The sequence below is a fragment of the Alcaligenes sp. AB3 genome, assembly GCF_031844565.1.
Taxonomy (GTDB): domain Bacteria; phylum Pseudomonadota; class Gammaproteobacteria; order Burkholderiales; family Burkholderiaceae_B; genus Alcaligenes; species Alcaligenes faecalis.
Map to the genome: position 1 here is coordinate 211092 of NZ_JAUZVM010000002.1, position 26581 is coordinate 237672.

Genomic DNA, 26581 nt, shown 5'->3' on the forward strand with positions numbered 1-26581 from the left:
GGCGTCAGCGAGTTTTAGTTAAGGGCGCAATGCCTTGGGTCTGACGGGACCAGTAGTCAAAGGTAGCGTTCACGATGGAGGGCTTGAGCAGATAGTCGTGTGCTTCGGCCGCCAGCGTATCGTCCACAGGAGTAAGCGGGCCAAAGGCCGCTTGTGCGCGTACTTGCAGGCGTGCGGCGCGCTCCAGATATACCGACAGGTAGGTGGCTTCCTGGCAGCTCTTGCCTGCGGTCAGATAACCGTGGTGGGCCAGAATAATGGCGCGCTTGTCACCCAGCGCCTTGGAAATGATGACGCCTTCCTGATCGGCGATGGGCACGCCAGGCCATTCGCCCAGAAATGCACAGTCATTGTGCAGGGGCGTCATGTCCATTTGCGAAATCACCAAGGGTTGGCGGGCGGTGGCCAGCACCGTGGCCCAGGGCGAGTGCGTGTGGATGATGGAATTGACGTCAGGCCGAGCCTCGTAGACCCATAGGTGAAAGCGGGTGGCCGGGTTGGCCATGCCTTCGCCGCTAAGGGTGTTCAAGTCGCGGTCCACTTCAATGAAGTCTTCGGGGGTGGCCTCGTCAAAACCCAGGCCAAAGCGCAGGGTCCAGTACGCACCGGGACGCTCGGAACGGACGCTGATCTGGCCCGCCAGACCGGCTTCCTGCTCGGTCATGGCCAGGATGCGGCAGGCAAATGCCATGGTTTCGCGGGTGTCGCGCTGTACTTGTTGCAGATGAGTGGCCATCTCTTTGGTGGCGCGTTCATCAAAATAGGATTTGTCTCTGAGTGGGGTATCCATGTGCTTGTCTCCTTTGGTATGCCTCGTCGATCCTTGTGCCGACGATGGGATTCATTGTCTTGATTTACATCAAGAGGAGCTATGCGCGCTGGCTCATAGCTCCTATTCCATTTGCTTGGGGCCTTACTAAGGGGACGAGCCCGGCTGGGGCCGGGCAAGGAGGCAGGCACTGGGCAGATCAGCCCTGACGCCAGCGGGATCGCTCGCGGCGTCGCGAGCGGGACCAGGGATGTTGCACCTTATGCGGCTGTGGCCGGGGATCGGGTGGATGGCGCGTGTCATTGCTTTCCACGGGATTGGAGTCCGGTTTAGGCGAGTCCAGAAAGACACTAATGGAACAATCGCAGTCGAGGTACATGGACAGTCCTTTGTCAACGTGAAGAAAGGGGAGGCGGTACGGCGGCACCGTTGCGGGCTGGTGTGCCTCCCGAAAAAAACGTGTCGTAGCTGTCTTGCAGGGCATGCAGGATCAATTCGGGATAGTTGTCTTGCTCGGTGGGTAGACGCGATTGCAGCAGCGCCAGATGCTCGTTGTCCTGCTGACCGCCCCATTGCTTGTGATAGTGACCATGCTGATAGCCACGCAGTTGGCGCAAGCGGTTCAAGGCGTTCTTGCCAGCGTAGGAGTGGTAGAGCGTATCCAGGGTCAAGCCGCAAAGGCTGGCCAGTTGGGCAAAGCCGCTGAAATCAAACTGGCGCGTCTCCAGGACACGCGAGGTAAAGCGTTCCAGAGCCGACATGATGGCCGCCGAGTCGCTGGCGATGGCTGGTGCGTGCTGGAGCTGATTCAGTGCGGTGGCGGCCTCTTGCTCGCGCAGATCATCCTTGGCACGCAGGACATCGCACAGGCCAAAATGCAGGATGTCGATCAGCTCCAGCTGGAGCTGCGGCAGATTGCGTTCACTATGCTGCCACCACTTCCAATCCAGGTAACTGGCCAGTTCTGCACATTCCACCCAGATCGCCCGGTAGTAGTCCTGCTTGGCGACTCGCCAGTCAGGATCAATCAGCTGGTTCAGTTCGGCTTGCAGGGCCAGCATTTGTTTCAGGCGGCGGGCCCCCGGGCCGGTCGGAGCGACAGTGAGTTGTTGCCCCAAACGGTGTTTTTGACGGCCTTGCTCATCAAAATTCTCGGGCGCCAGCCAGGCCTGGAAATTCGCTTTCAGGGCAGGCCATTCCTGATCGGTAATGGAGAACCAGGCTGTGTCGCGCGAGCGGCCCTTGTACACGATCGCCTGACGGAAGATGCCTTCATAACGAAAGCCCAGTCGTCGTGCAGCCGCTTGTGAAGGAGCATTGTGTGTGTCGCACTTCCATTCGTAGCGGCGGTAGCCCAGGCCATCAATCGCATAAGCCATCAACAGGTAGTGGGCCTCGGTGGCCATGCGGGTTTGTTTCAGGGCGGGTGACCAAGCGACAAAACCCACTTCAATACAACCGTTTTGCGGGTCGATACGCATTAGAGACAAGGTGCCCAGTGCGCGCCCTGTGGCTTGCTCCACGACGGCGTAGTGCACGGCATTGCTGGCCTGGCTGATGGTGTGCAGGTGCTGATCGAACTGCGCGCGGTTGGTAAAGGGTTCTACAGACAAATAGGTCCAGTCGCGGCCATCGCTGGCGCTGCTGTAGGCCTCGTACAGGCTGTCGCCATGTTGCGCCGGGTTCACCGCTTCCAGACGGCAGTATTTGCCGTGCAGAACGCAGCGTGCTGGCTGCGGACGGGCTTGCCAATGAGGGAGCGAGGGGCCAATAGGCTGGTGATACGCGTTCAGCTGAACCATGACTTGTCTTCAATAGAAAACGCTCCAGAAATGCCAATCTGTGGCATAACTGGAGGCGGGAAAGGGAGTGTGAGGCCGGGAGACAAGAGGTGTCTTGCTAGGCCGCTAATTGATTCTATTGAGCAAGTGGCTGGTTGCAGCAATCCGCTTTGCTGCCTGTTTCCAGACCGCATTGCTAAAACAGCTTTGAAACGTTCAAGAGCCAGTTATGGCGGGCCCTGGCTTAGGGCTTGAACAGCAGACAAAACTATCCTGCAGCCCAAGCACAGATGCTGAGCAGGCCGCCTGGCAGACCAAAGTGGCAGGCATGAAAAAAGCCGAGCTACCTTGCGGGTAGTCTCGGCTTGGGGTCAGGCTTCAAGCCAGAGGCTTAGAGCTGATTCAGGTTCAGACGCAGAACGCTGTCTTTGGCACCTTTCAGGTAGTGCGGGCTCTTGTCGCCATGAGGAATCTTGATGGTGACAAAAGCGGTCTGGCCGTCAGCGCTCAGAGTCACGCTGTTGGGGTGCACAGGGGCGCTGATGCGGTGTTTCACGGCCAGGGTATTGGCATCCAGAATGGTGACCGAGCCGGTGCCGGCAGGCGTTTCACGATCCACGCCACGGTTGGTGGCGATCAGTTCTTTACGAGCGTCGTTGTACACGATATCCAGCAGACCCAGACCGACTTCAGCGGTGTTTTCCACTTTGCCGGAGGTGGTGTCGAACACGTAGATCTTGCCGGTGTTGGCGTCAGCACCAAACAGTTTCTTGCCATCGGCGCTCAGCGTGATGTTCACGAAGAAGTGGCGGGAGTCTTCACGCTTGTCGCTTTTTGCATCGCCAGTGGTGAAACGCTGTTCGATAGCGCCTGTGGCCGGGTTGATGACAGCAATTTCGTCCTTGCCACCGTGGCCCACGAACAGGCGCTTGGTGTTGGCGTCGTAGGCAGCGCCAGCAGGCCACAGGCCTACGTTATCGATGTTATGCAGGATGCGACCTTCGGCGCCGTCCACAATCCATACGCGGCCACCTTCAGAGGGGTTGGTCACGAAGATGCGGTTGTCCTGCTCGTCAATCACGACTTTACGGGTGTGTTCCCAGCCGCCCTTGTCTTCTTTCTGACCCAGTTGGATCAGTTGCTTGACGGTGCCGTTCAGGCTGTTGATTGCCAGCAGTGAGCCGTCCAGGGTGTTGCCCACGTACAGAGTGTGAGTTTTCTGGTTCAGGCCCAGCGCGAAGGCACGGCGCGGCAATTGGATCAGCTGCGATTCACGCAGGGTGTCCTGGTCCAGAACGTGCAGGAAGCCAGCAGCGCGGTCTTCGAACAAAGGCGTGGCGGCAACAAACAACTGCTTGCTGTCCTTGGCGGCCAGAATTTCGTAGGCACCATCAATGGTGTCCTGACGGAAGGTGACCTGTGCCTGAGGGGCAGTCGCGTTAAAGGACGATGTTTGGCCCGCTTGTTGCCATTGCGGCGCGGTCTGGCATGCACTGAGCAGCAAGGCACCCATTACGGAGGCAACAATCATTTTTAAAGAGGCAGGGCGGGACGCAATCATGTATTTCCTTTGGGATTCAATAAATGAGAATCGTTACTATAACTGCTCTGTTTTATAAACTTTTCTGACTTGTCTGTCTATGTAAATACGCAAAACCCTGCGATCAAGCAGGGTTTTGAATGGCCTTTGTTTTAGTCCTGCTTGGAGCCGTTTCCAAAGCGGGCTTGCCAGGCTTCATACACTTTGCGTTTTTCCGGCAAGGGCAGGTGCTCCATTTTCACGCCCTGCTTGCCAAAGTCCTGCTGCATTTTTTTGTAGAAGGGTTCGGTAGACCAGCCAAAGGGCTCGCCTTCCTCATCGTCGGCGCAATACACCACGCGCTCCACGCCCGAGGCGATCATGGCGGCCATGCACATGGGGCAGGGGATGCCGCTGGCATACATGGTGCTGCCTGCATGGCTGCTGCTTTTCACGTTCTGGCTGGCAGTACGCAGCGCCTGGATCTCAGCGTGCGCGGTGGGGTCATGGGCAATGTAGGTCTCATTAACCCCTTCGGCCAGAACTTGACCATCACGCACCAGCACTGCGCCAAAGGGCTGGCCGCCGCGGGCGACATTCTCTTCGGCGATCTGGATGGAGCGCAGCAGATAGTGCTTATCGTTCATGTTTTTCTCCTGTAGAGAGGCAAGGTTGGAATGAGCCTTGAAACCAGAGTCCCTATTTGCGCCTCGTGGGACACCTGCGGGTACAGGCGGCATAAGGGGGGCGCGTTCTGGTTTGGCGTGTTTGTAATGCAAAACAGCCGCTGACGGGCAGCGGCTGTTCTGTTTCATGCCCTATTAGCGGTTGCCGCCAATGGTCAGGTTTGCATGACGGTTTACGTCTTTGTACAGCAAGTAGCGGAAACGGCTAGGACCGCCCGCGTAACAAGCCTGTGGGCAGAAGGCGCGCAGCCACATGAAGTCACCGGCTTCCACTTCAACCCAGTCCTGGTTCAGGCGGTAAACGGCTTTACCTTCCAGAACGTACAGGCCGTGTTCCATCACGTGCGTTTCAGCGAAGGGGATTACGCCACCGGGTTCAAAGTTCACGATGTTTACGTGCATGTCGTGACGCAGGTCGGACATGTCGGTGAAACGGGTGGTGCTCCAACGGCCTTCGGTATCAGGCATGACGCCAGGTTTCACATCTTTTTCGTTGGTCACAAAGGCTTCTGGTGCATCCAGGCCTTCCACGCGCTGGTAGCGCTTGCGGATCCAGTGGAAGTTGGCCAGCTCGCCCGTGCGGTTGTGCAAGGTCCAGTTGGTGGAAGGAGGAATGAAGGCATAGCCGCCTTCTTCCATGATGTGCTTGGTGCCTTCCAGAACCAGTTCCAGCTGGCCCTTGACGACAAAAATCACGCCTTCGGCTTCGGGATCGGACTCAGGATTGTTACTGCCACCCTGAGGACCAACTTCCATGATGTATTGGGAGAAGGTCTCGGCAAAGCCGGACAGAGGACGTGCCAATACCCACAGACGGGTATTTTCCCAACCGGGCAGGAAGCTGGTCACGATGTCTTGCAGCACGCCTTTGGGCAGCACGGCATAGGCCTCGGTGAACATGGCGCGATCCGTCAGCAATTGAGTCTGAGGAGGGTGGCCACCGGGAGGGGCGTAGTAATTGACTTTGGACATGTTGATTCCCATTGAAATTCAGTAAGGAAAAATCTGTCGAACGGCACGGCGCAATCCCGGCGGCTGGCAAAAGGCACAGGCGGGATGTCGTTGTAATGCGCGGGACCAATACACCTTAACGATTGCTGGTGATATTTACAAATTAAATGTATAAATCTCTAGTATTTGATTTTTGAATGAACGGGGTTGTGGAGACTGTTGTCCGCACGCCGTAGGCTACAGCTTCACTGTTCATCCTTGTTGCGAAGCTAATATCAAGCGGTAGCCGACAATTTACTTGTGCCATAGACGGGTTTCAGAAGGGTTTTGAACGAATGGACCATCAACTATCAAGCAGTCCCAGCCTGAATCGGCCTTTGTACGACCTGGACCTGCTGCTGGCCTTGTTGACGGTGGTCGATTGCGGCAGCTTCACGGCGGCCGCCACACGTTTGCATTCCACGCAGTCCACGATCAGCCAGAAAGTGCGGCGCCTGGAGGAACTGGCCGGGCTGCGTCTGCTGGACCGGGCCAGCCGGGGTGTCAGCACGACTGAAGCGGGGCAGACCCTGTTAGGTTATGCCCGTCAGATGCTGGCTCTGAATCATCAGTTGTCAGAAGCCTTGTCGGGGTCCCTGGTCACCATCTCGGTACGCCTGGGTGTGCCAGAGGACTTTACCAACGGCCAGACCATGCGGGCCTTGGCGGGTTTCAATCGCCGTTTTCCGCAGGTTCGGCTGGAGGTCAGTAGCGGCTTGAGCAGCGATTTGCTGGCTGCCTACGATCAGGGCGAGCTGGATCTTGTGCTGGTCAAACAGCGTCACAATGCCCGTGAAGCGGTTGCCTGCTTACCCGAGCAGACTGCCTGGGTGGATAGCGCGACTGATCCAGTTTTTCACCTGGACCCTATCCCGTTGGTGACCTTCCCGCGCCGTGGTGTTTATCGAGAGGAAATCATCAGTGCAGTGGAGTCCTTGGGGCGACGTTGGCGTATCAGTTTTACCAGCTCCAGTTTGAGCGGTATTCAGGGGGCGGTGGCAGACGGGATGGGGATCAGCTTGCTGCCACGGCGTGCGGTGCGGGCTGATCATATTGAACTGGGGCAAGCGCAAGGCCTGCCCCGTATTGATGCTTTCGAACTGGCGATCTTGCATCGGCCTCATGCTAATGACATGGTGACGGCCTTGTCTCGTGTGCTGGTCGAGATGCTGGCTCCGGAGAGTGAACGCCGCGCTTGATGACGTGGCGTTCGACTTGCGCGAGCGGGAAAGGTAGGCCGGGTTCTAGCGCTTGGGTGTGACTGGATCAAAGTGCGTCATCACATCCAGCACCGGCTCTTGAGCCATGACACGCTCCCGGGCCGCTACAGCAATCTCGTGCCCTTGGGCGATGCTCAGGGTGCCATCCATTTCCAGGTCCACCTCTACCCAGATCATGTCGCCCAGCTTGCGGGTGCGCAGTTGGTGTATGCCTTCCACGCCAGGCGTTTCGCGTAAAAGCTTGGCAATACGCTCTTCGGTCTCCTGGTCGACGGCCTTGTCGGTCAGGTCGTGAAAGGCGCCGATGGAGAATTTCCAGCCCATGCGCAGGATCATCAAGCCCACCACACTGGCGGCCAGGGGATCACCCAGTGGCAAGCCTGCCAGGTTGGCCATCACCCCGACACTGACAACCAAGGAGGAAGCTGCATCCGAGCGCGCATGCCAGGCATTGGCTACCAGCATGGTCGAGCGCAGACGTTTTGCTACGCGCAGCATGTAGCGAAACAGGAGTTCCTTACTACAGAGTGCGATGAAGGCAATGGCCAGAGCAATAGGGTGTACGGCTTCAATACTGCTGGGATCACGCAGGGCAGAGACAGCGTTCCACAACATGCCTGCACCTACGGCCAGTAAAAGGCCGCCAATGGCCAAGGTTGCCGCCGTTTCGTAGCGCAAATGCCCATAGGGATGATCGGCGTCCGGCCCTCGGCGGCTATGGCGGTTGGCAATCAGCACTACAAAGTCCGATAGCAGGTCAGACAGGGAGTGGATGGCGTCGGCAATCAGGGCCTGCGAATGGGCAAACAGACCCACCACAATTTGCAGCATGCTCAAACCGATATTGACCGTGACACTGACCCAGGTGGAGCGTTGGGCCCCACGGTGCCGATCCAGATCTGAGGGGGGGATATTTTCCATGCCAAAAGGTCCTTGCGTTCAGAGCAGCAGACTGTGCATCAATACAGCGGTTTCAAGATATAGAGTGTATCGGCTTTCCTGGACAGCGGGGCGCTGAAAGGGGCTTGGCAGGCTGTTTTGAGCCTATTCTTTGGTATATGGATACAAAAAAGCCTCGCTTGGTGGGCGAGGCTTTTTTGCGTATCAGGAATGCGTCTTAATTGATGCGCATGCCAGGCTGGGCGCCCGGGAAGGGCTCCAGAATATAGATGCCTTGATCTACGGCGTCATCAGCATGGCTGGCGGCCAGCACCATGCCTTCGGACACGCCAAAACGCATCTTGCGAGGAGCCAGGTTAGCTACCAGAACCGTCAGCTTGCCGATCAGGTCGTCGGGTTGGTAAGCCGACTTGATGCCGGAGAACACTTGACGCAAACGGCCTTCGCCAGCGTCCAGGCTCAGGCGCAGCAGCTTGTCCGAACCTTCCACGGCTTCGCAGCTCACGATCTTGGCAATGCGCAGGTCAACCTTGATGAAGTCCTTGATGTCGATGGTGTCGGCAATGGCTTCGCCACCGGGCAGCACGACGGGGGCTGGCGGGGGGGCCAGCAGCTCGTCCACCATGGCGCTGTCTACACGCTGCATCAGGTGCTTGAAGGGGGCGATGTGATCGGGCAGGGAAGCCACATCATCCCAGACAAAGCTGCGATCCAGACCGAAGAGCTCGCGGGCAACGCGATCGGTCAGGGTAGGCAAAATGGCGGTCAGCATGACGGACAAGCCCTTGAAGCCAGCCAGCGTGCGCGAGCAAATATCTTGCAGCGCATCTTTCTGGGCTTGCTCGGCAGTCGCAATGCCTTTGGCCATGACCCAGGGCTGGGCTGTATCGAACGCCTGGTTGATGATGTCGGCCTGAGCCATGATCTGGCGTACGGCACGGCCGTATTCGCGGCTTTCCAGATCGGCGCGGACTTTCTCGGCAACTTCCTTGAGCTGGTTTTGCAGCTCGGAGGTGTCGCCCTGGTAAGCCAGCTTGCCATCAAAGTGCTTGCTGATGAAGTTGGCCGCACGGCTGGCGATGTTGACGTACTTGCCGATCAGGTCGCTGTTGACGCGGGCAATGAAGTCGTCAGGGTTGAAGTCCATGTCTTCAACGTGCGAGTTCAGCTTGGCGGCCATGTAATAGCGCATCCACTCGGCATCCATGCCCAGTTCCAGGTAGCGCAGAGGCGAAATGCCGGTGCCACGGCTCTTGGACATTTTTTCGCCGCTAACGGTGATGAAACCGTGCACGTTCAATGCGTCAGGCACTTTACGGCCGGAGAACTTCAGCATGGCAGGCCAGAACAGGGCGTGGAAGTACACGATGTCCTTGCCGATGAAGTGGACCTGCTCGGTGCTGCCTTCCGGATCCAGCAAGGCATCAAAGTCCAGACCGGCTTTGGCGCAATAGGCTTTCAAGGAGGCCAGGTAGCCAACCGGCGCGTCTAGCCAGACGTAGAAGTATTTGCCGGGAGCATCAGGAATCGGGATGCCGTAGTACGGCTCGTCACGCGAAATGTCCCAGTCGTTCAGGGAGGCTTCAGCGCCTTCGCCTGTACCCAGCCATTCGCGGGTCTTGCCCAGCACTTCCGATTGCAGACGTGGCTTGCCCTGGGCGTTCTTGCCCGTGGTCCACTCTTGCAAGAAGGCCACGCAGCGTGGGTCGGACAGACGGAAGAAGAAGTGTTCCGAAGTCTTCAACACCGGACGCGCATTGGTCAGTGTGGAGTAGGGCTCGATCAGTTCGGTAGGAGCGTAAACCGCGCTACAGACTTCGCAGCTGTCGCCGTACTGGTCCTTGGCGTGACACTTGGGGCACTCGCCCTTGATGTAACGATCGGGCAGGAACATGCCTTTGACCGGATCGTAGAACTGTTCGATGGTGCGGGTGTCAATAAAGCCGGCGCTTTTCAGCGTGCGGTAGATATCCTGGGCCAGCTCGACGTTGTCTGGCGAGTCCGTACGGTGCCAGTGGTCGAATTTGACGTTAAAACCGTTCAGGTAGGTGGGGCGTTCGGCCGCAATCTTGTCCACCAGTTGGGCGGGGGTAATGCCAGCGCTTTCTGCCTTGAGCATGATGGGCGCGCCGTGGGCGTCGTCCGCACACACAAAATGCACAGTATGTCCCGACATTCGCATGGACCGAACCCAGATGTCGGCCTGGATATATTCCATGATGTGGCCGATGTGAAACGAGCCGTTGGCATACGGCAGGGCGGTCGTAACAAATATCGTTCGTGACATGACTTAACAAAATAAAAGAGAAAGAGAACAAGGATTCTACGGTCTATTGCGCACTTGTGCTGCGCCAGACAGAGGAATGTCCACGGGCAAAATGCTGATTGGCCATTGCGAATGATACAAATGCACACACCCTGAGCCTTTGACGACTCAGGGTGTTCGGGAGCAATGCCTAATCAGCGTTGCTGCTCGCCAAATACGTGGCGCACAGTCAAGAACTGTTAAGGAATCTCGCGCATCTCGATGTCGGTAACATCACGCGAACGTGGTGCAGTCGACTGTTTGCTGGCAGCGGCAGGGCGGCGGCGCTGATCCCAATAGGCTTTGACGCCGAAAGGACGGCCACTAATACGCGCCACAATGTATAAAATGCCGATCGCAATAGCGGTAGAAACCATGAAGATAAACGCCATGATTGCACCGAAAATTGTCAGCAAGACAAAGAGGGCTGTGCGGATAATCTGGTTAAATGTGTTCATAGGGTTAGTATGACATCATAAGTGTAAAAAAATTCCTCTTGAACCGCTAATTTTCTGGTTTAAAGGTATGGTGATGTTTCTTTATATCAAGGTTTTGGATAAATGACAGTGAGTTCCGAGCGCGTGTTGCAAGCCCTGGCGAGTGTGACCGATCCCAACACGTTAAAGAAGTTATCGGTCGATGCGGGTCGATGCGAACTGAGCATTAACCAGAACCAGGTTGAGCTGACTTTGCATCTGCCCTACACGGCTTATGACATTCAGGGGCAGCTGCGCGAACGTATCGAGCAAGCCTTGGCGGGCGTGGGTGCCACCCTGTCCAAGCTGCATTTGAGCCCTCGCATCGGCATACATGCTGTGCAGGAAGGCTTGCGCCCCATGCCCAATATCCGCAACATTATTGCGGTGTCCTCGGGCAAGGGCGGTGTAGGCAAGAGTACAACCTCGGTGAACCTGGCCTTAGCCCTGCATATGCAAGGCGCGCGTGTCGGTTTGCTGGACGCGGATATTTATGGTCCCAGCGTGCCCACCATGCTGGGTCTGCACGAGCGCCCGCGCAGTGCGGACGGCAAGATGATGGAGCCATTGATTGGTCACGGTCTGCAAGCCAACTCGATTGGTTTCCTGCTGGACGAAGACGCTCCTGCGATCTGGCGTGGCCCGATGGCTACCCAGGCGCTGACACAGCTGCTTACACAAACGCGTTGGGACAATCTGGACTATCTGATCATCGACATGCCTCCGGGCACGGGTGATATCGCGTTGACCTTGTCGCAAAAAGTGCCATTGACCGGTGCCGTTATTGTGACCACGCCTCAGGATCTGGCCCTGATCGACGCCAAGCGCGGCTTGAACATGTTCCAGAAGGTGAATGTGCCTGTCCTGGGTATTGTGGAAAACATGTCGGTCCATATCTGCTCGAACTGTGGTCATGCTGACCCGGTCTTCGGTCAGCATGGTGGTCGCGATATGGCCAGCCAGTTCAACGTGCCTTGGCTGGGTGCCTTGCCGTTGGCAATGAGCATTCGGGCTCAGACCGATTCCGGTACCCCAACCGTGATTGCCAGCGCGGACAGCCCCGAGGCTCGCCTCTATCACGAGATTGCCAATCGCGTTTCGGCTAACTTGTCGCAACTTCCTCCAGACACGTCGGGGCAGCGCCCCAAGGTTGTTCCTCGTCCTCTTTGAGTACGTATGCGCAAATCCGGCTTTTGCCTGTTGTTCTCGATAGTCCTGAGCCCTGCAGTTTGGGCTCAGTCTTCTGTTCCCGATGTCATTATTGATCCGGGGGGCGTGCCTCCCCAGGCGCTGAAGGAGATTCAGCGTGCGGTCAGCGCAATCACGCGTCTGGCTGAAGATCAGGACTTGGGGGAGGTGACGCGTCTGCGTCGCCGTGCCCACGATGCGACCGTTTCAGCCTTGCAAACGCAGGGCTATTTTGATTCAGTCGTCACGCTGGAGGTGGGTGAAGACTCCAATGGCGAGTATTGGGACATCATCATCCGTCCGGGCGAAATCACGCGGGTGCGCGACATCGATCTGGACTTCAAGGGCAAGATTCAGGAGCCGGAATACCAGGTGCGTCTGGAAGGCATCAAGGCCAGCTTCCCCTTGAAGAAAGAGGATCCTTTCCTGAACTCGGTCTGGGCCTCGGCCAAGGCGGATTTGCTGGAAAGCGTACAGCGTCAGGATTTTTATTACGCTCGTTATATAGACACGCGGGCAACGGTACTGGCTGATGAGGGGGTGGCCGACCTGTCCCTGAAAGTGGATAGTGGGCCGCGGGTTCGCATGGGGCCTCTGGAAACCACCGGCCTGAAGCGTGTTCCCCAGTCACTGGTGGATCGCTACGTGCGCTATACCCCTGGTGATCCTTACGATCAGGACAAGCTGGACGAGTGGCAGCAATCCTTGGCGGCCACTACGTTTTTCCGGGGCGCCTTTGTCACGCTGGACGAAGGGGATGGCAAAAAGAAAGAGCTTCCTGACGGAGATGTGGAGTTGCCTGTGCGGGTGCGCGTCACAGAGGCACCGGCCCGCCAGTTCACCGGCTCTTTGGGCTTTGATAGCGATCACGGTGTTCGAGCTGAAGCCCTTTACCGTAAAAACATTGTGTTTGGACTGCCGATCTGGTCCGAGGCCGGTATCGGCGTGGATAAAAAGCGCCAACGTGCTTTTTATGACATTCACTTGCCACCCACACTTAGTGGCTACAAGAACAGTTTTGGGGTTTTGTACGATCGCTCCGACATTGAAGGCCTGGACACCGAACGTGCCGCCTTGGGTTGGAAGCTGCGCCAGGAACGGCAGGCTGCTGGCAATAGCCGGGTGGAGTACGAAACCGAATGGGGTGTGCTGGGTGCCTGGGACAAGACCAAGATTTCTGGTTTGCCCACCCGTGAAACACCTTCCGCGATTGCAACCTGGCAATGGCTGCGTCGGGACGTGGACAAGAAGTACGATCCGCGTGAAGGTAATCTGATCGATTTTGGTGTGGGCGCGGGTATCACCTTGGACAAGGGCGAAACCTTTTACCGCAGCAATCTGCGATTGCAACAGTGGTGGCCTATCGGGGATCGGGATGTCCTGTCCTTGCGCGGTGAAGTCGGCAAGGTTTGGCGCATGACAGACCGGACACCGCCAGACTTCGGTTATCGGACCGGGGGCGCGCGCAGCATCCGTGGTTACAAATATCAAAGCATTGGCTTGCGTGCCAATGATGCCGTTGTAGGCGCACCTGCCATGGCAGTGGCCAGTGTGGAATACACCCACTTTTTTACCAGTATGTATGGCATGCGCGCCTTTGTGGATGTGGGTGATGCTGCATCCAGTTTTGGTGATATGGATCTGGCCTGGGGTTACGGTTTGGGCGCAGTTGTGCGCACACCGGCTGGGCCTTTCAACCTTGATCTGGCGTACGGTCAGCGAGACAAGCGTGTACGTCTGAGCTTCTCTTTGGGAATCGCATTTTAATGGCCTGGGTTCGGCGCTGGTTCCGATATTTTGCTTTGTGGGGCATTCCCTTTGTGGTGATTGCCCTGCTGCTTGTGTGCGGCTTTGTGTATTGGGTGCTGGCCAGTCAGGCCGGGACCAGTTGGGCGCTGCGCACGGCTTTGCCGTATGCGCAGGGTAGTGCACAAGGCGTGCGCGGAACAATCTGGGACGGTCTGAGTATCGATCACTTGGTCCTGAGCTTGCCGGATACCCATGTCGATATCGAGCGTTTGCGCTTGCAGGCCAACTGGAAGGAGTTGTGGGAGCGCCGTTTGCATGTGGTGGAGTTAAGCGCCCATAAAGTGGATGTGGCCCTGACCTCCTCGGACGAGCCCAAATCTGATGAACCCTTCAAGATGCCTGAGCTGCCCATCAGCATTGCCGTGGACAAGCTGGCCTTGGGCCAGTTCTTGCTCACGCAAGATGGCACTCCCTTGCCGGTAGCCATTGCGGATTTGTCCTCGGCCCTGGCTGTGGATTCCGACAGCGCACAGCTGCGCCTTTACGATTTGATGGTGGCCAATGAGTCCATCCGCGCTGGTTTTCAGGGCGAAGTGGAGCTGGCCGGTCTGGAAGCGCCTTATCCGGCGCGAGCCGATATACAAATCATCGCCCGTGGCTTGACGGCGGATTCGCCCATTTGCGCGAAGCAGTATTTGCCGGCTTACGCAGAGCAATCGAAGTCCGGCAAACCTGCCGCGAAGGTAGTGGTGGATCAGTCCAGACAAACAGCCGCTGCTGAAACGGTCAAGTCCAGTGACAAGGCTGCTGCAGCTCCCGCGGCTGCGCAAGCGGACAAGCAGACTGCAGATAAAGCAGCAGAAAAATCATCAGAAAAAACGTCGGAAAAGGCAGCAGAGCAAAGTGCCGAACCTGCACAGAGTGCGACAACACAGCAAGGTCAATCTGAGGCCAGCGCATCGAGTCATGAAACTCCTGCTAGCCAGCCAGTCGACCAGCCTGTAGATGCCCATAGTGTCGCCGGAGTCAGCAGCTCCGAACCTGGGGGCAGTGCAGGTCTTGTTGATGAGGAACGTATTCAGGAGCCGGTTGCTGTTCCTGAACCCGAGCCTTTGCCGGATTGTGTGGTCAACGCTCAAATCACCTTGAATGGCTCTCTGGAACAAGCCACCTTGCTGCTCAAGGGGCATGGCCAGGGCTATAGCCTGGATGCCAGTGCAGATTTGAGCCCGCTGGATACCGTGCCAGTGCGCCAGGCCAAACTGGCCGTGAAGCTGCCGGACGAGTCCTCGCTGGATGCAGACTTTGCCTGGGATGCCACTCAGGAAGGTGTGCATGTCCAGGATCATTTCAAAGGTCAGTTCAGCAGCGACAAGCTGGACTTGCATGCATTACTAGGCGATGTGTTGCCCGATGCCCTGATCAATAGCCAGGGCAAGTTTGATGTGGTGCTGGCCGATAAAGAGCAAATACTCTCTGCGGACGTTGATGTTCAACTGCTGCAAGGCAGCCGCTGGAACAAGCAGTCGGCGATAGGGCAGATCAAGGCAAAAGCCTCCGCACCGGCACAACCGGGCGCGCCTGACTGGTGGCGTCAGTTGAGCTTGAGCGATGTCCTGACTGATTTGAAAGTCGGCGACAACCAGGTGCTCTTGAAGGGCGATCTGGGCATAAGCGGCACGGCGGCGCTGGACTTGCAAGTCAATATGCCTAAAGCAGAGCAGTTGTGGCCCGGCCTGGAGTTGGGCAAGGCATCAGCACAAGGCCAACTGCGAGGTGACGTGTCGCGTCACACCTTGCAGCTAAAAGGCCAATATGATTTGGGCGGAAAAGAAAGTGGGCAATTGGGCCAGGGTAGCGCGCAAGCTGATCTGGCTTTGGAAGGCGGCTGGCATTTCGCCGATCAGGGCAAGGCAGCTTACTGGGATGGCAAACTAAGCCGTTTGCAGGCCGACCACGCAGGTTTGGCTGTGCGTTTGCAGTCGGCCATGCCACTGCGCTTTACCGATGCACTGCGCGCACCAGAGCCTGCGCAGCAAGAATCCCTTGCCAAGACAGATACGACGTCCGCCGTCCAACCAGAACCAGAGTCCACGGCGGCTCCGGCCTTGGTGAATGAAGATGCCACGCCCGCTGAGGTGGAGCAGAGTGCAGGTAATAGTGCGGCAGTCAATACGGCAGATGGAAGCGGTGCCACAACATCCGACAAAGCGGCAGCTGTCGAGGGTGATGTTGCCGCGGCGCGTGCTGCCCCACCGCCACTGGAACGCTGGTCGTTACGCGTGGGCGCGGCTACTTTGAGCACTACCGTCGATGGTGAGCCCTGGATCAATCTGCGCCATCAGGAATCCACGTATCAGCCAGGACAGTGGACCAGCCGGGGTGAATTGCTGGACCTGGTTTTGTCCGAGCCTCGCATCGCACGTTTGTTGCGCAAGGTAGGGGTGCAGGAGAACCCGGAGAAAGCCAAAGGGGGCGGGGTCACGATTGCCAAGCACAAGAAAACCCAGCCCCCTGAAATTGATATCAAGGCCCGTTGGGATTTGAAGTTCAATGGGGCCCTGGCTGGGCAGGTGAGAGTGGATCGGGTTGCCGGTGATGTGCAGGTTTTTGCCGATCCCCCAATGTCCTTGGGTCTGGAAGACCTGAGCGTCGTTATCAATGCCAAACCCACTTCGGCCACCAGCAGCCGCGTGGATGCGCAGCTGGATGTGCGCACCAAGGAAATGGGCTATGTCACGGCCAAGGCGCAGACCCCCATTCATGGACTGGCAATCAACGAAAATGATCCCAAGTCTGTCAGCATCAAAGCCAATATCGACGACCTGGGCTGGACGCGCTTGTTCCTGGGCGATGCCATGGAACTGGGCGGACGTCTGAACGCGGATGTGGATATCAATATAGGCGCGAAATGGGCCTGGACCAGCCGTGGTACGGTCACTGGCCGCGAGTTGCGCTTTACTCGCCTGGACGACGGTATCCGTCTGATCGACGGGCAACTGGATGCCAGTTTTGATGATGATATTTTCCGTCTGGATTCGCTGACTTTCCCGGCCCGCCCACGAGTCGAGCCACAAGAGTGGCGTACGGCCACCTGGTTGAAGGAAAGCCCGGATGCCAAGGACGGCAAGCTGACGGTTTCCGGGCAATGGAACCTGAGCACGCAGCAAGGGGCGTTTGACGTCGATATTTTCCGCTTCCCGATTTTGCAGCGTTCGGATCGTTACGCCATGATGTCCGGCAATATCAATCTGGACATGGAATTGCCGCGCATTGCCATTACCGGCAAGGTGGTAGCTGATGCGGGCTGGTTCAACCTGGACATGCTCGGTGGCATTCCTACTGTTGATAGTGATGTGGTGATTGTGCGGGCAGGGGACGAGCCAGCCTCCGAGCCCTCCCAGGCCGCAACCGACATGAGCATGGAAATTGATGTGGACCTGGGGCCGCGCTTTTACCTGACGGGCTACGGCGTGAACTCCGGTCTGGTGGGCAGTTTGCGGGTCACCATGATTGGCGGCAAGCTGACTGGCATGGGAGCCTTGCGTACTCGTGGGGGCCGAATTGAACTGTATGGCCAGAAGCTCTTGCTCAAGCGCGGAACCGTGACCTTCCAGGGCGATATCACATCTCCTATCCTGGACATTGAGGCTGTGCGTACCGGTCAGGCTGTGGAAGCAGGTGTTAAGGTAGCCGGTACGGCACGCAAGCCCCGCATCGATCTGGTGTCCTATCCTGAAGTCAGCGAAGTTGAAAAATTGTCCTGGCTATTGCTGGGTCACGGGCCGGATGATTCGGGTGGCGACATGGCCTTGCTGCTTAGCGTGGGTACGTCCTTCCTGGGCGATGGCGAGCCCTTCTACCGCAAGTTCGGGATTGATGAAGTGGCCATGCGCTCGGGCGACCTGGGCAGTGCCGGTAGCATTTTGCCGGTGGAAAGTGTGGTCAAATCCCTGAACAGCGGCACCAGTAATGAAGAGCGCAAGTTCATTGCCATTACCAAAGCCTTGACGGCGGATATCTCGGTCAGCCTGGAGCAGGCCATGGCCGATACCGGCACCGTAGGCCGGGCCAGTTACCGACTGGCTCGTGGTTTGACCGCCGAGCTGAGCGCCGGAACCGTCAATGGTCTGGCCCTGATTTACCGCTGGTTCTCTCCGGAGTAAGACAGCGCAGTTTGACGCAGTACAGGCCGTTTTGTGGCGCAAATGACATATTTGCGCCACAACTGGCTTGTGCGTGTATCTAAACGATAAAATAACCGGTTACTGATTTAAGGCGGCTAATTTCTTATGAGTATCAAAAGCGACCGTTGGATTCGGCGGGCTGCTGCCCAAGGCATGATCGAGCCTTTTGAGCCCGGCCAAGTGCGTAATGTAGACGGACAACGTATCGTCAGCTACGGCACCAGCAGCTATGGCTACGATGTGCGTTGTGCCAACGAATTCAAGATTTTTACCAACATCAACTCGACCATCGTGGACCCCAAAGCCTTCGATGAAAAATCCTTTGTGGATTTTGTCGGTGATGTGTGCATTATTCCGCCCAATTCTTTCGCGCTGGCCCGCACGGTTGAGTACTTCCGTATTCCCCGCAGTGTGTTGACCATGTGTCTGGGCAAAAGCACCTATGCCCGTTGCGGCATCATCGTGAACGTGACCCCGCTGGAACCCGAATGGGAAGGCCACGTCACCCTGGAGTTTTCCAACACCACCCCGCTGCCCGCCAAGATTTACGCCGGTGAAGGGTGCGCACAGATGTTGTTCTTTGAAAGCGATGAAGTGTGCGAAGTGTCGTACCGCGACCGCGGCGGCAAATATCAAGGTCAGCTAGGCGTTACCCTGCCTCGTACCTAGGAGTTCTGGATGAAGTTTCGTTTTCCTATCGTCATCATCGACGAAGACTACCGTTCCGAAAATACGTCGGGCCTGGGCATTCGAGCCCTGGCCTCGGCGATAGAGGCCGAAGGCGTAGAGGTTCTCGGGGTCACCAGCTATGGTGACCTCAGTTCTTTTGCGCAACAGCAAAGCCGCGCGAGCGCCTTCATTTTGTCGATTGATGATGAGGAATTCGATGTGGATTCCCCGGAGGATGTCGCCAATGCGATCAAGAACCTGCGCTCCTTTATTGGCGAGCTGCGGTTCCGCAATGAGGACATCCCCATCTATTTGTACGGCGAGACACGCACCTCGCAGCATATCCCCAACGATATTTTGCGCGAGCTGCACGGCTTCATTCACATGTTCGAGGACACGCCCGAGTTCGTGGCGCGTCACATCATCCGTGAAGCACGCTCCTACCTGGAGAGCCTGGCACCGCCGTTTTTCCGTGAGCTGGTCAAGTACGCGTCTGACGGCTCTTACTCCTGGCACTGCCCTGGGCACTCGGGTGGCGTCGCCTTCCTGAAAAGCCCGGTTGGCCAGATGTTTCACCAGTTTTTCGGTGAAAACATGCTGCGTGCTGACGTCTGTAATGCGGTCGACGAGCTGGGTCAGTTGCTGGACCACACCGGCCCGGTAGCCGATGCCGAGCGCAACGCCGCCCGCATCTTCCATGCCGACCACTGCTTTTTCGTGACTAACGGCACGTCCACGTCCAACAAGATCGTCTGGCACGCCAATGTGGCCAATAACGACGTGGTGGTAGTGGACCGTAACTGCCACAAGTCGATCCTGCACGCCATTACCATGACGGGCGCTATCCCAGTGTTCCTGCGCCCCACGCGCAACCACCTGGGCATTATTGGTCCCATTCCACAAGACGAGTTCCTGCCGGAAAACATTGCGCGCAAGATCGAGGCCAATCCCTTTGCCAGCAAGGCCAAGAACAAAAAGCCCCGTATTCTGACGCTGACGCAAAGTACCTACGATGGCGTGATCTACAACGTGGAAATGATCAAGGAAACCCTGGATTCCAAGATCCCTACGCTGCACTTTGATGAGGCCTGGTTGCCGCATGCGGCTTTCCATGACTTCTATCACGACATGCATGCCATTGGTGCGGATCGTCCACGCACCAAAGACACCATGATTTACGCCACGCACTCCACGCACAAAATGCTGGCTGGCTTGTCGCAGGCGTCACAGATTACGGTGCAGGATGCGGAAAACCGCCCCTTGGACCGCAACGTGTTCAACGAAGCCTACCTGATGCACACCAGCACCAGCCCGCAGTACGCGATTATTGCGTCCTGTGATGTGGCTGCGGCCATGATGGAGCCGCCCGGCGGTACCGCCCTGGTCGAGGAAAGCATTTGCGAGGCCATGGACTTCCGTCGCGCCATGCGCAAGGTATCCAAGGAATATGGGGAGAACGACTGGTGGTTCAAGGTCTGGGGCCCGGACACTCTGCCTGAAGAGGGCATAGGCGAGCGCGAGGACTGGATTCTGCGCTCCGATGCGGAATGGCACGGCTTTGGCAAGTTGTCGACCAATTTCAACATGCTGGACCCGGTCAAGGCGACGGTCGTGACTCCCGGCCTGGATATTTCCGGCACCTTTGCCGAGCAGGGTATTCCTGCCGCTCTGGTGTCCAAATATCTGGCCGAACACGGCGTGGTGGTCGAGAAAACCGGCCTGTATTCCTTCTTTATTCTGTTCACCATTGGCATCACCAAAGGACGCTGGAATACCTTGCTGACCGCCTTGCAGCAGTTCAAGGACGATTACGACCGCAACCAGCCCATGTGGCGCATCTTGCCGGATTTCTGCAAGACCCAGCCCACGTACGAGCGCATGGGCTTGCGTGATCTGTGTCAGCAGATTCACCAGGCTTACCGCAAGTACGATCTGGCCCGTTTGACTACCGAGGTTTACCTGAGCGACATGATTCCCGCTCTGAAACCCTCGGACGCCTATGCCAAGATGGCGCACGGCGATATCGAACGCGTTGGCATTGACGAGCTGGAAGGCCGTGTGACGGGCGTCTTGCTGACGCCTTACCCGCCCGGTATTCCCTTGTTGATTCCTGGCGAACGCTTTAACTCGCGCATTGTGGAGTATCTGCAATTCGCGCGCGAGTTCAATGCCCGCTTCCCCGGCTTTGAAACCTATGTGCATGGACTGGCGCAGGATATTGGCCCCGATGGACTGCCGCGCTACTACGTAGATTGCGTGCTTGAGTCTGAAACCAACGAGTAAACCCGCGTGATCCCTTTTTTTGATGTTGCCGTCATCGGCGCAGGTGCGGCCGGTATGATGGCTGCCAGTATCGCAGGCCAGCGCGGCCTGCGAGTGGTATTGATTGATCACGCTGAAAAGCTGGCCGAGAAAATCCGTATTTCCGGTGGAGGGCGCTGTAACTTCACCAATACGGGTACTTCGCCAGAGAATTTTCTATCCAAGAACCCGCATTTTTGCCGTTCGGCCTTGGCGGGCTATACCCCTCAGGATTTTCTGGAACTGGTGCGAGAGTACCGCATCGGTTTCCATGAGAAGCACAAAGGCCAGCTTTTCTGTGATGACTCCAGCGAGTCCATTATCCAGATGCTGCGCCAGGAGTGTTTGAAAGGGCAGGTGTCCTGGCGCATGCCCTGTTCGGTGCAGTCCATTGGCCGTAGCGACGAAGGCTTTGTGTTGCGTACCAGCCTGGGGGATTTGAATGCCTTGCAGGTGGTGATTGCTACAGGCGGCATGGCGATTCCGCAGCTGGGGTCCACGGACTATGCCCTGCGTGTGGCGCGTCACTTCGGTTTGAAAGTGATCGAACCGCATCCGGCCTTGGTACCTTTGACCTTTGATGGTCGGGACTGGAAGCCATTTTCTGCCTTGAGCGGCATGGCTTTGGAAGTGGAAGTCAGCACCGGACAAGGCAAGCAACGCCAGGCTTTTCTGGAAGATCTGCTGTTCACGCATCGAGGCTTGTCCGGGCCGGGTATCTTGCAGATTTCCAGCTACTGGCAGTCGGGCGAGACTATTAGTGTGGACCTGGCTCCCGGTCAGGACATCGCGCAGCAGTTATTGGATTTGAAGGCCGGTAGTCGCCAGCAGTTGCTCACCGTCTTGTCGACCTTGTGGCCACGCCGTCTGGTCGAGCAATGGCTGGATACCTCGGACTTGTTGCCCAAAGGAGTGGGGCAGCAACGTCTGGCCGATTTGCCGGATCGCGTATTGCGCGCGGTGGGGCAGGTGATTAATGCCTGGGAGTTGAAACCCAGTGGCACCGCAGGCTATAAAAAGGCGGAAGTGATGAGCGGAGGTGTGGATACACGCGAGCTGAATCAGAAAAGCATGGAAGCACGTAAAGTACCTGGTCTGTTCTTTATTGGTGAAGCGGTGGATGTCACTGGCTGGCTGGGCGGGTATAACTTCCAATGGGCCTGGGCTTCAGCGGCGGCGTGTGCACGTGCACTGAAGGCGCAAGCAGGTCAAAGCTAAGTAAACGAGCGGGAGCGGCAAGACGCAGTTTTTGCGGCCGCTTTTGAAATCAACAGGATTGTGGGCTGGTTTGTCAGGGAGGCAATATGCAACTGCCAGGAGATCGAAAGTACGTAGTAAGCCACGAGTGGGCCAAGGATGAAGACGGTGTCGTGCTGGTTGGCATTACCGACTTTGCTCAGGACCAATTGGGTGATTTGGTGTTTGTGGGTGACTTCACTCCCGGTACTCGTTTGGCCGCCGGTGCAACAGCGGGCGTGGTGGAATCGGTGAAGGCCGCTTCCGACATTTACGCTCCTGTGGCGGGCGAGCTGGTGGAGTTCAACCAGGCTTTGTCCGATGCGCCGCATCTGATCAACGAAGCCCCGTTTGATACCTGGATTTTCAAGCTCAAGGCTGACAATCCCGCTGACCTGCAAGGTTTGCTGGATGGCCCTGCTTATGCCGCGGTGGCTGAGTAAGTTCAGATATTGAGCTAGCAGGAATACGCGGTGGCTCTGCCTGATCCAGGCGGGTTGATGGTAAAAAAGGCCTGAATCCGATTCCACGGATTCAGGCCTTTTATTTGGCTTCGAGCGTAAGCTTTTGGGCTTAGAGCTTGGTTCCGGGGCAGCGAAACTCTGGCCCCTGTTTCGTGGCTCTCTTAACTATTACGGCGGCGATACGTCACGTAGTCGTAAGTGAAACCGTTTTCCTCGGGCTGGGGCAGGCGTTCAACTTCTTCCCATTCGCCAGCAGGTAATGCGGGGAAGAAGGTGTCACCGTCCACGTCAGCCTTGATCTCGGTCGCGATCAGTTCCTGTGCGACGGGCAGGGCCAGACGGAACAGTTGCTCACCACCAATCACGCAAGCTGTCTCAAAGCCAGGGCAAGCGGCCAGGGCGTCGTCCAGATTGCTGAATACTTGTGCGCCCTCTGCCTGGTAATCCGCATTGCGGCTGATCACCAGATTTGGACGGCCAGGCAAAGGACGGCCCAGCGACTCCCAGGTCTTGCGGCCCATGATGATGGGCAAACCCATGGTCACGCGCTTGAAGTGCTGCAAGTCGGACGGCAGGCGCCAGGGCAGGTCGTTGTCCTTGCCTATGCAGCGATTGGCCGCATAGGCAACGACCAGACGAATAAAAGGGGTGGAACTCATACGGCAACAGGCGCCTTGATATGGGGGTGAGGATCGTAGTCGGTGATTTCGAAGTCTTCGTACTCGTAATCAAACAGACTGGCGGGTTTGCGCTTGATCGTCAGCTTGGGGTAGGGGCGTGGTTCACGCGACAGCTGCAATTCGGCTTGCTCGAAGTGGTTGGAATACAGGTGGCAGTCGCCGCCTGTCCAGATGAAGTCGCCCACTTCCAGATCACATTGCTGGGCCATCATATGGGTCAGCAGAGCGTAGCTGGCGATATTGAAAGGCACGCCCAGGAAAATATCCGCACTGCGCTGGTAGAGCTGGCAGGACAGCTTGCCATCGGCTACATAGAACTGGAACAGGGCGTGGCAAGGGGGCAGAGCCATCTGGCCCACATCCGCCACGTTCCAGGCCGAGACGATCAGGCGACGCGAGTCGGGATTCTTGCGAATCTGTTCCACCAACTGGCTGATCTGGTCGATGTGACGACCGTCGGGGGTCGGCCAGGAGCGCCATTGCACGCCATAGACCGGGCCCAGATTGCCGTCCTCGTCGGCCCATTCGTCCCAGATGGATACGCCGCGCTCTTGCAGCCAACGCACATTGGACTCACCGCGCAAAAACCACAGCAATTCAATAAAGATGCTGCGGGTGTGCAGCTTCTTGGTGGTGATCAACGGGAAACCCTGCGACAGATCGAAGCGCATTTGGTGACCAAATACCGAGTTCGTGCCGGTACCTGTGCGGTCACCTTTGGGAGTGCCTTGGGTGTAGACCAGGCGCAGCAGGTCTTCGTAGGGATAGAGGGACATGGGGGCCTCAGGCTTGCTGAATATCGACGGAATAGGTGATCTCGGCGGTTTTGCCCAGCATGGCCGAAGCGGAGCAGTACTTGTCGTGCGACAGTTGTACGGCACGCTCAACGGCGGCCTGGGGCAGGTCCTTGCCGGTGACCACAAAGGTGAAGTGAATCTTGGTGAAGACTTTGGGGTCGGTGTCGGCGCGTTCGGCCATCAGCTTGACCTGGCAGCCCGTAATGGCATGACGACCGCGCTTGAGAATCAGCACCACGTCGTACGCTGCACAGCCACCCGCGCCGGTCAGCAGCATTTCCATGGGGCGTGGGGCCAGGTTATTGCCGCCACCTTCGGGTGCACCGTCCATGGCCGTCACATGACCACTGCCTGTACGGGCAACGAACAACATTCCGTCTTTGCCGCCCCAGTCGATTGTGCATTCCATATGAATTCCTTTGTTTGCAGTGCGAGCCAAGACTCGTCAGTAGATTGATAGTCGTGATTGTACTTTTTTGATGAGGGCTGTGTCGCGCTCGGATGGAAACCAGGTTTAGCGTGATTTGATGCGGATCTTTACCGCTTTATTGCTAATTGAAATGTGGGGCCCGGATTCGGACCTTGTTACTTTTGAGCGCAGCTGATTGTGGCGGGTGTCGTGCCCGTATAAGAAATTCCATATGGACAAATCAGAGCAGAACCATGCTCTTTGCAAGATTTAGACTGGTTTTGTTGTTTGTCCTAGGATAAACTGCTGTGCGGTACACGGCATTTTGAAACAGATATGTCACAGGGGTTTACCCTCGCCTATAATGACTGTCGCCCGTATACCAAAAAATGTCGTGCTCGTATTTGTTCTGTCTCAATAAACCTTGCTTTCAATGGGGGCTTTATTCGGACGTCACAAGCGGGTGTTTTAACATGACGGCTCTCGCGACCTAGGCAGTCGCAGATTTTTTGCGTCCATGCTCTTTTGATCTGCGACGCGTCAAGGTGCCGCCGAGCTGCTTGGCAGCTTCACATTAACCAGGCCTGGATCATTGTGAATACCGTTTCAATACTGCTACTAGCTTTCATATTGTCCGTTACAGGACTCTTTGTTTTCATCTGGTCGTTACGCCGTAACTTCTTTGACCACAGTCCCGCTGCTTCGCGAGAGATCTTCTCCAAAGGCGAAATCGGGCAGGTAGATGACCCCTCCGCCACCCCTGAGCAACGTCAGGCACTTCAAGAAGAAATGGGCCGCAAGGCAATTTCGGCTGAAGATCGTCAGGCGCTGAGCCTTGAATTGGCAGAACGCGTGGAAGCCGACCGCTCCTCCGCCAAGGTCACTTTCATTTTGCTGGCCTGTTCGGTCTTCTGGCTGCTCTTTGCCTCGACGGCAGGCTTGATCAGCTCGATCAAGCTGCACGATCCCGAATTTCTGACGCAACACGCCTGGATGACCTTTGGTCGCATGCGTACGCTGCACCTGAACGGTGTGGCTTACGGCTGGGCTCCAATGGCCGCGTTCGGCGTTGCCATGTGGATGCTGCCTCGTTTGCTCAAGACCCCCCTGATCGGTGCGCGTTATGCCATCACGGGCGGGATCTTGTGGAACATTGGCCTGGCTATCGGTCTGACATGTATCGCGATGGGTATCACCGACGGTATGGAATGGCTGGAAATGCCTTGGCAGGTTGATATTCTGATGGTTATCGGTGGTGCTCTGGCAGCCTTGCCTTTGGTCTTCACCTTGCAAAACCGTCGTGCTCACCACCTGTATGTGTCGGTGTGGTACATGGGCGCAGCCCTGTTCTGGTTCCCCATCCTGTTCCTGGTCGGTAACCTGCCTGCCGTGCACGTGGGTGTTGAACAAGCAACCATGAACTGGTGGTTTGGCCACAACGTGCTGGGTCTGTTCTACACCCCGATGGCTCTGGCTTCGGTGTATTACTTCCTGCCCAAGATCATCGGTCAGCCTATCAGCTCCTACAACCTGTCTCTGGTGGGTTTCTGGGGTCTGGCTTTTTTCTACGGTCAGGTTGGTGGTCACCACCTGGTTGGCGGTCCTGTGCCGCAGTGGATGGTTACCCTGTCCATCGTGCAAAGCATGATGATGATCATCCCCGTGCTGGCATTCTCGATCAACCAGCACTACACCATGAAGGGTCACTTCCGTACCCTGATTCACTCGCCCACCCTGCGCTTTATCGTGCTGGGCGGCATGATGTACACCGTCAGCTCCATTCAAGGTTCTTTTGAAGCGCTGCGCAGCATCAACACGATTACCCACTTCACGCACTTCACGGTTGCCCACGCCCACATCGGCTTGTACGGCTTCTTTACCATCGTGATGTTCGGTGCCATCTACTACGTGATGCCGCGCGTGATGTCCTGGGAATGGCCTTACCCCAAACTGATCTCCCTGCACTTCTGGCTGGTTGTGATTGGTTTCTCCATCTACGCTATTGGTCTGAGCATTGGCGGTTGGTTGCAAGGTCTGGCCATGCTTGATCCTGCCAAAGCCTTCATGGAGTCGGTGTTTGTCACGATGCCTTACCTGAAGTCGCGCTCGATTGGTGGTGGTTTGATGACTCTGGGTCACCTTGTGTTTGCCTTCCACTTTGTGGCAATGGCTTTGCGCTATGGCAGCCGTCGTATTGGTCCAGCCCTGTTTCACCAGCGCTCGGCAACTCGCAATGTAGTGGAGGCATGATTTAG

General features: G+C 56.9%; 21 protein-coding genes. 9 read left to right on the forward strand and 12 right to left on the reverse strand.

The features are described from left to right. Positions 1–4: 4 nt before the first annotated feature. The 6 genes from Q9R35_RS06025 to Q9R35_RS06050 all read right to left on the reverse strand — a co-directional run bounded on the left by Q9R35_RS06025 (position 5) and on the right by Q9R35_RS06050 (position 5727). Positions 5–790, reverse strand: coding sequence for an aldolase (locus Q9R35_RS06025; RefSeq protein ID WP_026485007.1), 786 nt, complete (start codon positions 788–790; stop codon positions 5–7). A gap of 178 nt (positions 791–968) precedes the next feature. Continuing rightward, entirely contained in the window at positions 969–1148 is a 180-nt protein-coding gene (locus tag Q9R35_RS06030) for a hypothetical protein (RefSeq protein ID WP_125303786.1), read from the reverse strand. A 13-nt stretch (positions 1149–1161) separates the two neighbouring features. Continuing rightward, the gene (locus tag Q9R35_RS06035) at positions 1162–2571 is read right to left on the reverse strand and encodes a GNAT family N-acetyltransferase (protein WP_311219541.1); all 1410 of its coding nucleotides are present in this window, start codon (positions 2569–2571) and stop codon (positions 1162–1164) included. A 370-nt stretch (positions 2572–2941) separates the two neighbouring features. Further along, the gene (locus Q9R35_RS06040; RefSeq protein ID WP_311219542.1) at positions 2942–4111 is read right to left on the reverse strand and encodes a YncE family protein; all 1170 of its coding nucleotides are present in this window, start codon (positions 4109–4111) and stop codon (positions 2942–2944) included. Between the two features lie 131 nt (positions 4112–4242). After that, entirely contained in the window at positions 4243–4716 is a 474-nt protein-coding gene (locus Q9R35_RS06045) for a nucleoside deaminase (RefSeq protein WP_311219543.1), read from the reverse strand. A gap of 174 nt (positions 4717–4890) precedes the next feature. Beyond that, entirely contained in the window at positions 4891–5727 is an 837-nt protein-coding gene (locus tag Q9R35_RS06050) for a bifunctional allantoicase/(S)-ureidoglycine aminohydrolase (RefSeq protein WP_042483533.1), read from the reverse strand. Positions 5728–6041: 314 nt separating this feature from the next. On the opposite strand from Q9R35_RS06050, the gene Q9R35_RS06055 reads away from it, so the two are divergent. Then, positions 6042–6944, forward strand: a complete 903-nt coding sequence (locus Q9R35_RS06055) for a LysR family transcriptional regulator (protein WP_042482895.1) — start codon at positions 6042–6044, stop codon at positions 6942–6944. 45 nt (positions 6945–6989) lie between these two features. Here Q9R35_RS06055 and Q9R35_RS06060 read toward each other — a convergent pair whose 3' ends face one another. The 3 genes from Q9R35_RS06060 to Q9R35_RS06070 form a co-directional block, all read right to left on the reverse strand. After that, positions 6990–7886, reverse strand: coding sequence for a cation diffusion facilitator family transporter (locus Q9R35_RS06060; RefSeq protein ID WP_311219544.1), 897 nt, complete (start codon positions 7884–7886; stop codon positions 6990–6992). Between the two features lie 196 nt (positions 7887–8082). Continuing rightward, positions 8083–10152: a methionine--tRNA ligase gene (gene metG / locus Q9R35_RS06065; protein ID WP_197313436.1), complete on the reverse strand. Its 2070-nt coding sequence runs from the start codon at positions 10150–10152 to the stop codon at positions 8083–8085. Between the two features lie 218 nt (positions 10153–10370). After that, entirely contained in the window at positions 10371–10628 is a 258-nt protein-coding gene (locus Q9R35_RS06070; RefSeq protein WP_045930818.1) for a hypothetical protein, read from the reverse strand. Positions 10629–10730: 102 nt separating this feature from the next. On the opposite strand from Q9R35_RS06070, the gene apbC reads away from it, so the two are divergent. The 7 genes from apbC to gcvH all read left to right on the forward strand — a co-directional run bounded on the left by apbC (position 10731) and on the right by gcvH (position 22419). Next, positions 10731–11816, forward strand: coding sequence for an iron-sulfur cluster carrier protein ApbC (gene apbC, locus Q9R35_RS06075; RefSeq protein WP_311219545.1), 1086 nt, complete (start codon positions 10731–10733; stop codon positions 11814–11816). Between the two features lie 6 nt (positions 11817–11822). Next, positions 11823–13601: an autotransporter assembly complex family protein gene (locus tag Q9R35_RS06080; RefSeq protein WP_042482911.1), complete on the forward strand. Its 1779-nt coding sequence runs from the start codon at positions 11823–11825 to the stop codon at positions 13599–13601. After that, entirely contained in the window at positions 13601–17749 is a 4149-nt protein-coding gene (locus tag Q9R35_RS06085; protein WP_311219546.1) for a translocation/assembly module TamB domain-containing protein, read from the forward strand. The genes Q9R35_RS06080 and Q9R35_RS06085 overlap by 1 nt, the downstream gene beginning before the upstream one ends. Before the next feature lie 126 nt (positions 17750–17875). Then, on the forward strand, positions 17876–18439 hold the full coding sequence (dcd, locus tag Q9R35_RS06090; RefSeq protein ID WP_009461128.1) for a dCTP deaminase: 564 nt from the start codon (positions 17876–17878) through the stop codon (positions 18437–18439). A 9-nt stretch (positions 18440–18448) separates the two neighbouring features. Then, complete coding sequence (locus tag Q9R35_RS06095; RefSeq protein ID WP_045930821.1) at positions 18449–20722, forward strand: arginine/lysine/ornithine decarboxylase; 2274 nt, start codon at positions 18449–18451, stop codon at positions 20720–20722. Positions 20723–20728: 6 nt separating this feature from the next. Continuing rightward, positions 20729–21958: an NAD(P)/FAD-dependent oxidoreductase gene (locus Q9R35_RS06100; RefSeq protein WP_080723717.1), complete on the forward strand. Its 1230-nt coding sequence runs from the start codon at positions 20729–20731 to the stop codon at positions 21956–21958. A gap of 86 nt (positions 21959–22044) precedes the next feature. After that, complete coding sequence (gene gcvH, locus Q9R35_RS06105; RefSeq protein WP_021446974.1) at positions 22045–22419, forward strand: glycine cleavage system protein GcvH; 375 nt, start codon at positions 22045–22047, stop codon at positions 22417–22419. 182 nt (positions 22420–22601) lie between these two features. Here gcvH and Q9R35_RS06110 read toward each other — a convergent pair whose 3' ends face one another. The 3 genes from Q9R35_RS06110 to Q9R35_RS06120 are packed head-to-tail and all read right to left on the reverse strand — an operon-like array spanning position 22602 to position 24326. Further along, positions 22602–23099 (reverse strand): dihydrofolate reductase, encoded by a 498-nt coding sequence (locus Q9R35_RS06110; protein WP_063688822.1) that lies wholly within the window; start codon positions 23097–23099, stop codon positions 22602–22604. Further along, complete coding sequence (locus tag Q9R35_RS06115; RefSeq protein ID WP_042482928.1) at positions 23096–23896, reverse strand: thymidylate synthase; 801 nt, start codon at positions 23894–23896, stop codon at positions 23096–23098. The genes Q9R35_RS06110 and Q9R35_RS06115 overlap by 4 nt, the downstream gene beginning before the upstream one ends. Before the next feature lie 7 nt (positions 23897–23903). Further along, the gene (locus tag Q9R35_RS06120) at positions 23904–24326 is read right to left on the reverse strand and encodes an OsmC family protein (protein WP_194273434.1); all 423 of its coding nucleotides are present in this window, start codon (positions 24324–24326) and stop codon (positions 23904–23906) included. Positions 24327–24920: 594 nt separating this feature from the next. Here Q9R35_RS06120 and Q9R35_RS06125 point away from each other — a divergent pair. Beyond that, on the forward strand, positions 24921–26576 hold the full coding sequence (locus Q9R35_RS06125) for a cbb3-type cytochrome c oxidase subunit I (protein ID WP_031232725.1): 1656 nt from the start codon (positions 24921–24923) through the stop codon (positions 26574–26576). Positions 26577–26581 lie beyond the last annotated feature (5 nt).

What these genes read in the sequence shown, in the direction of transcription:
- Q9R35_RS06070 (WP_045930818.1), bottom strand. Translation starts at nt 10,628, where the DNA reads ATGAACACATTTAACCAGATTATCCGCACAGCCCTCTTTGTCTTGCTG.
- Q9R35_RS06115 (WP_042482928.1), bottom strand. Translation starts at nt 23,896, where the DNA reads ATGTCCCTCTATCCCTACGAAGACCTGCTGCGCCTGGTCTACACCCAA.
- Q9R35_RS06025 (WP_026485007.1), bottom strand. Translation starts at nt 790, where the DNA reads ATGGATACCCCACTCAGAGACAAATCCTATTTTGATGAACGCGCCACC.
- Q9R35_RS06050 (WP_042483533.1), bottom strand. Translation starts at nt 5,727, where the DNA reads ATGTCCAAAGTCAATTACTACGCCCCTCCCGGTGGCCACCCTCCTCAG.
- dcd (WP_009461128.1), top strand. Translation starts at nt 17,876, where the DNA reads ATGAGTATCAAAAGCGACCGTTGGATTCGGCGGGCTGCTGCCCAAGGC.
- gcvH (WP_021446974.1), top strand. Translation starts at nt 22,045, where the DNA reads ATGCAACTGCCAGGAGATCGAAAGTACGTAGTAAGCCACGAGTGGGCC.
- Q9R35_RS06060 (WP_311219544.1), bottom strand. Translation starts at nt 7,886, where the DNA reads ATGGAAAATATCCCCCCCTCAGATCTGGATCGGCACCGTGGGGCCCAA.
- Q9R35_RS06040 (WP_311219542.1), bottom strand. Translation starts at nt 4,111, where the DNA reads ATGATTGCGTCCCGCCCTGCCTCTTTAAAAATGATTGTTGCCTCCGTA.
- Q9R35_RS06030 (WP_125303786.1), bottom strand. Translation starts at nt 1,148, where the DNA reads ATGTACCTCGACTGCGATTGTTCCATTAGTGTCTTTCTGGACTCGCCT.
- Q9R35_RS06045 (WP_311219543.1), bottom strand. Translation starts at nt 4,716, where the DNA reads ATGAACGATAAGCACTATCTGCTGCGCTCCATCCAGATCGCCGAAGAG.
- metG (WP_197313436.1), bottom strand. Translation starts at nt 10,152, where the DNA reads ATGTCACGAACGATATTTGTTACGACCGCCCTGCCGTATGCCAACGGC.
- Q9R35_RS06120 (WP_194273434.1), bottom strand. Translation starts at nt 24,326, where the DNA reads ATGGAATGCACAATCGACTGGGGCGGCAAAGACGGAATGTTGTTCGTT.
- Q9R35_RS06110 (WP_063688822.1), bottom strand. Translation starts at nt 23,099, where the DNA reads ATGAGTTCCACCCCTTTTATTCGTCTGGTCGTTGCCTATGCGGCCAAT.
- Q9R35_RS06085 (WP_311219546.1), top strand. Translation starts at nt 13,601, where the DNA reads ATGGCCTGGGTTCGGCGCTGGTTCCGATATTTTGCTTTGTGGGGCATT.
- Q9R35_RS06055 (WP_042482895.1), top strand. Translation starts at nt 6,042, where the DNA reads ATGGACCATCAACTATCAAGCAGTCCCAGCCTGAATCGGCCTTTGTAC.
- apbC (WP_311219545.1), top strand. Translation starts at nt 10,731, where the DNA reads ATGACAGTGAGTTCCGAGCGCGTGTTGCAAGCCCTGGCGAGTGTGACC.
- Q9R35_RS06095 (WP_045930821.1), top strand. Translation starts at nt 18,449, where the DNA reads ATGAAGTTTCGTTTTCCTATCGTCATCATCGACGAAGACTACCGTTCC.
- Q9R35_RS06035 (WP_311219541.1), bottom strand. Translation starts at nt 2,571, where the DNA reads ATGGTTCAGCTGAACGCGTATCACCAGCCTATTGGCCCCTCGCTCCCT.
- Q9R35_RS06080 (WP_042482911.1), top strand. Translation starts at nt 11,823, where the DNA reads ATGCGCAAATCCGGCTTTTGCCTGTTGTTCTCGATAGTCCTGAGCCCT.